General features: G+C 76.7%; 4 protein-coding genes. 2 read left to right on the top strand and 2 right to left on the bottom strand.

The annotated features are described in order from the left end of the window. The coding region (locus G9H71_RS20835; protein ID WP_166284696.1) for a nucleotidyltransferase family protein at positions 1–1,122 on the top strand (1,122 nt) is incomplete at its 5' end. Positions 1,123–1,195: 73 nt separating this feature from the next. On the opposite strand, the gene G9H71_RS20830 is transcribed toward G9H71_RS20835, so the two are convergent. Beyond that, a complete protein-coding gene (locus tag G9H71_RS20830; RefSeq protein WP_166284695.1) occupies positions 1,196–2,176 on the bottom strand; it encodes a hypothetical protein in 981 nt (326 codons plus the stop codon). A gap of 130 nt (positions 2,177–2,306) precedes the next feature. Here G9H71_RS20830 and G9H71_RS25345 point away from each other — a divergent pair, with 130 nt between their 5' ends. Next, positions 2,307–4,400 carry an ABC transporter ATP-binding protein gene (locus tag G9H71_RS25345; protein ID WP_331273164.1) on the top strand — a complete coding sequence of 698 codons (2,094 nt, stop codon included), beginning with the start codon at positions 2,307–2,309 and terminating at the stop codon, positions 4,398–4,400. Between the two features lie 70 nt (positions 4,401–4,470). On the opposite strand, the gene G9H71_RS20820 is transcribed toward G9H71_RS25345, so the two are convergent. After that, on the bottom strand, positions 4,471–5,392 hold a 922-nt coding region (locus G9H71_RS20820; RefSeq protein ID WP_166284694.1), incomplete at its 5' end, for a hypothetical protein.

Genomic DNA, 5,392 nt, shown 5'->3' with positions numbered 1-5,392 from the left:
CGGGGCGGGGCGCGCGAGTTCGCCGACGCGTACGCCGGGCTGTCGCTGCCCGCGCTCGCCGACGAGGCGCGCGCGCACTCGATCGCCCCTTTGCTCGCCACCGCGATGCGCGCGGACCCGCTGCTCGCCGGCTCCGGGCTGGTCCCGCTGCTCACCGGTGACCAGCGCTCGGCCTTCATCCACCACGCCGTCGGGCTCGAGCGCGCGACCCGCTGCGACGCCGCGCTCACCGCGGCCGGGATCCCGTTCGCCGTCGTCAAGGGGCCGGTTCTGACCGAGCTCGCCTACCGCGCGCCGGACCGCCGGTGGTACGGCGACGTCGACCTGCTCATCTCCCCCGGGTCCTTCGAGCGAGCGCTCGACGTGCTCGAGGAGGCGGGGGCGCGACTCGTCGACCTCAACTGGACCCTCGCCGGCCGGCAGATCCGCGGCGAGCTGTCGATGGTGCTCGACGAGGTCCCGCTCGACGTGCACTGGCACCTGGTCAACGACCGCCGCCGGCGGCAGCGGATGCCCATCGACACCGACGAGCTGCTCAGCCGCGTACGCCGCGTCACGGTCGGCCAGACCACGCTCCCCGCGCTGGAGCCGACGGACGGCCTGATCCAGCTGGCCCAGCACGCCGCGCTGAGCGGTGGCACCCGCCTCGGCTGGCTCGCCGACATCGCGCTGTGGCTGCAGCACAGCGAGGTCGACGCCGACGAGACCGCCCGGCGCGCGGCCCGGTGGGGAGTGCTCCCGCTCGTCGGCACGATCCTCGACCGCACCGAGCGGGTGATCGGGCCGCTCGGCCTGACCGTGCCCGGCGCCCGCGGGTGGCGCCAGCTGGTCCGGGCGGCCGACGCCTGGCGCCCGCCCGGCCGCCCGCACACCGACCATCTGAGCTGGCGCTCCCTCGTCGCGGCCACCGGGCCGTCCACCGCGGCGAGCGTGGGCGAGCTCGGCCGGGTCGCCGTGCTCGACGGGGTTCTGGGCGCGATGGAGCGCCGGCGGGTCCGGTCGGCAGGCCGGTCGGGCCCGAACCCGCTGCACGTCGTGGCCGGGGGCGAGGCGGCCCGGCGCGCCTACTTCGACGCTGTCCGCAGCGAGGCACGCAGCCGTCTTGGCGTGCCCACCGGCTGACGCCGGGACTGCACGAGGCGGTCATCGGAAGCGGCCGCTGGAGAACCGCGATGGCCGCGGGGAGACGGGCCGCTCAGAGCCCCGCGGCCGCCAGCAGCCCGTCGGCCATGCCCGCCGGGAACGGCGGCCCCCAGGGGAGGTCGGCCTCCAGCACCGGGACACGCAGGCACAGGTCCGCCAGCCCCTCGAACTGTCGGCGTGAGGCCTCCGGCTCCGACCACCCCACCACGCGCGGCGCGGCGCCGAGCGCGCCGAGCGCAGCCGGCGGCGGCAGCGGGCGTACTGCGAGGTCGGTCCCCGCCGGCCGCAGCCGGGGCAGGACGCAGGCCGCGAGCCGGACCGGCCCGCCCGTCCACGCGCCCGCGGCCACCGCGTAGCGCCCGTCCACCAGCCAGCTGCCCGGACCGCTCGCCGCGCCGGCAGCCAGGTCCTCGGCGCCCGCGCGCAGGTGCAGCTGCGTCGGGCCCGGCCACGCCAGCGCGCCTCCTCCGTCGACGTCGACCCGCAGCACGTCGTCGGTCAGCACCGCCGCCCCCTCGGCGGCCGCGAGCGCCGCGAGCGTGGACTTGCCCGCCCCCGACGCGCCGACGAACGCGACCGCCGCACCACCGCGTACGACCGCGCTCGCGTGCAGCACGAGCCGCCCGTCCAGCAGCAGGCGTACGGCGCCGACGACCCCGGCGACCAGCTCCCCCACGGCCTTCTCCCCGGCGCGCGGGTCGTGGTGCGCGTGCAGCCGGCGCAGACCGGCGTCGGCCGTTATCTCGGCGACCCCGGGGAAGCGGAGCACGATGCCTTCGGCCGAGCGCGTGAAGGTGTAGAGGCTCTCCCCGGCCGGCCCCACCCGGTGTGCGATCGCCTCTCCGGGGACGCGGTCCGCGGGGACGCCGCGCCCCTCGCCTACCGCGAGGACCAGGTCCGGCGCCCCGTCCGGCCCCGCCTCGGCCAGGGGCAGCGGCACGGCGCTCTGGACGAGATAGCCGTGCATCTGGTGGTAGCGCCGCATTGCTCCCCCCGGGTGGTCTGCGCCCGCCGTCGGACGCTCGCGGCTCATTGCGGCCGCTCCGGCAAGGCTTCCACCCTAGGATTCCGGCAGGGGGTTTCCGAGCACCCCTGGGGGGCGGTTTCCGGTGGCGGGCAAGGGGCACGCGCGACGCGCGGCCGGGGCACAGCACCTGCGCGGCGTGTCACAGCCGGCCGGGCTGCCCGCGCAGCTCGACGGGCTCCCCGCGCACAGCGGTGCGAACGGCACCAGCGACGTCAACGGCTCCTCCCCCGCATCCGCGTCGGCGGGCCTGGCCCCGGCGGCCGCCTGGACCCCGACAGCTGAGGGCGGCCCGTCCGCGACCGGGCCCACCGGCACCGGGAGCACCGGGAGCACTGAAAGCACCGAGAGCACGGCCGGCAGCGGGCGACCGCCCGCCGCCGACGCCGGGCCGCCCGACGAGGGGTCCTTCGACCCGCTCGCGCTGCTGGTCGAGAGCCGGACCCGGTCCCGGGACGTACGCGCCCTGCCCCGCCTGCTCGGGCGCGCGGTGCGGCTGGTCCGCCAGGCCGACCCGCGCGGCTTCGCCGCCGCCGCGGCGTACCAGCTCGTCGGGGCGGTCGCCTCGGTCGGCCTGGTCGTCATCGGCAAGCTGCTGCTGGACATCCTGCAGGTCCCTGACGCCGATGACGTTCCCGGTGGGCGCCTGGCGGTGCTCGTCGGCGCGCTCGCCCTGGTCAGCGCCGGCTCGTCGGCGATCGGGACGTTCCAGTCCCAGCAGCAGCGGCTGCTCGGTGAGCGGGTGGCGCTGGCGGCGTGGGAGCGCGTCCTCGACGTGACAGGGCGGGCGCGGCTGGAGACCTACGAGTCCTCGACGTTCTACGACCAGCTCCAGCGGGTGCAGACCAACGCGATCATGCGGCCGGTCACGGTCACCACCGGCCTGTTCCAGCTCATCGGCGGCGGCGCGACGACCGTCGCGATGCTGCTGGCCGTGGCGGTCCTGGCGCCGGTGCTCATCCCGCTGCTGCTGCTCGGCGGCATCCCCGCGATCCTGATGTCGCGACGGGCCAGCCGCACGGAGTTCTCGTTCGCGGTCGCGCAGTCCCCGCTCGTGCGCCAGCGCGACTACCTGCGCGAGATCCTGACCCGCCGCGAGCCGGCCAAGGAGGTGCGCGCGTTCGACGCCGCCACCGTCCTGCGCCGGCGCCACGACGCGATGTCGCGCACCTTCACCGCCGCGCTGCGCTCGCAGGTACGCCGCCGCCAGCGCCAGACCGCGGTGACCGCACTGGCCAGCGGGCTCGCCCTGGCGGCCGCGCTCGGCGTGCTCGCGTGGCAGGTCGCCTCCGAGCGCATCTCCATCGCCGAGGCCGGCGCGGCCGTGCTGGCCGTCCGCCTGCTCAGCGGCCGGCTGGACCAGGTGTTCGGCTCGCTGGGCCAGCTGTTCGAGTCCGCCGTCTTCCTTGACGACCTCGACCGCTTCCTCGCCCTGGGCGCCCGGCTCGCGCGCCCGCACGGCAGCGGGCAGGCCGCCCCGCACCGCGACGTGCTCGCCGTCGAGAAGGTCAGCTACGCCTACCCGGGCACCAGCCGGCCGGCCCTGCGCGACGTCGACCTGCGCATCCGACCCGGAGAGGTCGTCGCCCTCGTGGGCGAGAACGGCTCGGGCAAGACGACGCTGGCCAAGATCATCGCCGGGCTCTACGCCCCGACGGCGGGGCGCGTGACCTGGGACGGGCACGACGCGGCCGAGCTCGGCAACGACGTGACGCGGGCCTCGGCGGTCATCTTCCAGGACTTCGTCCGCTACCAGTTCCCGGCGCGGGACAACATCGGCATCGGCGACCCGGAGCGGATGGACGACCCGGACGCCGCCGAGCAGGCCGCGCGCCGGGCGGGCGCGCACGGCTTCCTGTCCGTGCTGCCGGCGGGCTACGACACCATCCTCAGCCGGGAGTACGCCGGCGGCCGCGACCTCTCGCTCGGTCAGTGGCAGCGTGTGGCGCTCGCCCGGGCGTTCCGGCGCGACGCCTCCCTCGTCATCCTCGACGAGCCCACCGCGTCGCTGGACCCGCGCGCCGAGCACGACCTCTTCGCGGACATCCGCGGCCTGTTGCAGGGCCGGTCGGCCCTGCTCGTGTCCCACCGCTACTCCAGCGTCCGCAACGCTGACCGGATCTACGTGCTGCAGGCCGGCGAGGTCGTCGAGCACGGCACCCACGACGAGCTGATCGCCCGGCAGGGGCTCTACGCCGAGCTCTACGAGCTGCAGTCGCGGACGTACCTCTGAGCCCCGCCCGGTGACCGCCGGGCCCATCCACGGTGCCGCCCGCGCGCTCCCGACGAGGTGGCCGCGCGGGTCAGGGCAGCGCGAGCCCCAGCTGGGCGAAGAGCTCGGTCATGGTGGCGGGGTCGTACGGAGGCCCCCACGGCAGGCGCGCCTCGACGACCGGCACGGTGGCGACGAGGTCGGCGAGGGCGAGGAACTGCGCGCCCGTGAGCGCCGGGTCGGCCAGCCCGAGCACGCGCGGGTAGCTCGTCAGCGTGAGGTGCGCCTGGGCGGGGTCGAGGCGGCGTACGTCGACCGCGTCCGCCTCCCGGTCCGGCAGGGGCACCACGACCGCGCGCAGCCGCAGCGGGTCGGCCGCGGCGAGCGGCAGCCGGAGAGCCGTCCGCCCGTCGACCGTCATGCGGGCCTCGAACGATGCGCCGGTGAAGGCGTCGGCGAGCGTGCCGGCGCTCGCGCGCAGCCGGGTCTCGCCGCCACCGACCCAGCAGCGCGCAAGGCCCCCGCCGGGCTGGTCCACCCGCAGGACGTCGTCGGTGACGAGCGCCGCGCCGGCCGCGCAGGCAAGGGTCGCGGAAGTCGACTTGCCCCGCCGCGGGTGCCCGGCGAACGCCACCGCGTCACCCTCCACGGCCACGGCCGAGGCGTGCAGCACGAGCGAGCCGCGCAGCATCAGCAGCAGGCTGGTGACCAGCCCGTTGAACAGCAGCGGCAGGGTGTCGGCGCCGATCGACGGGTCGCGCACCAGCTGCACCGCGTCCAGGCCCGCAGCGATGCGGGCGTCGCAGGCGCCGGGGAAGCGGACCACCACGTCCCCGTCGTCCGTCCGGACAGCGCAGAAGCGGACGCCCGCCTCATCGTTGGAGTAGGCCGCGACCACCGCGCCCACGGGCTGCTCGAACGGCACCGGCGCGACCGGCCCTGCAGTGACCGACACGTCCACCGGCGCCCCGGCCGGGGCGGGCCGCTCGAGCCTGAGGTCGAGATCGGTCGCC

The organism is Motilibacter deserti, from assembly GCF_011250635.1.
Lineage (GTDB): Bacteria > Actinomycetota > Actinomycetes > Motilibacterales > Motilibacteraceae > Motilibacter_A > Motilibacter_A deserti.
This window is presented reverse-complemented; position numbering and strand designations above follow the sequence as displayed.

Excerpts from the sequence above, each read along its gene's own strand:
- G9H71_RS20830 (WP_166284695.1), bottom strand. The coding sequence starts at position 2,176 with ATGAGCCGCGAGCGTCCGACGGCGGGCGCAGACCACCCGGGGGGAGCA.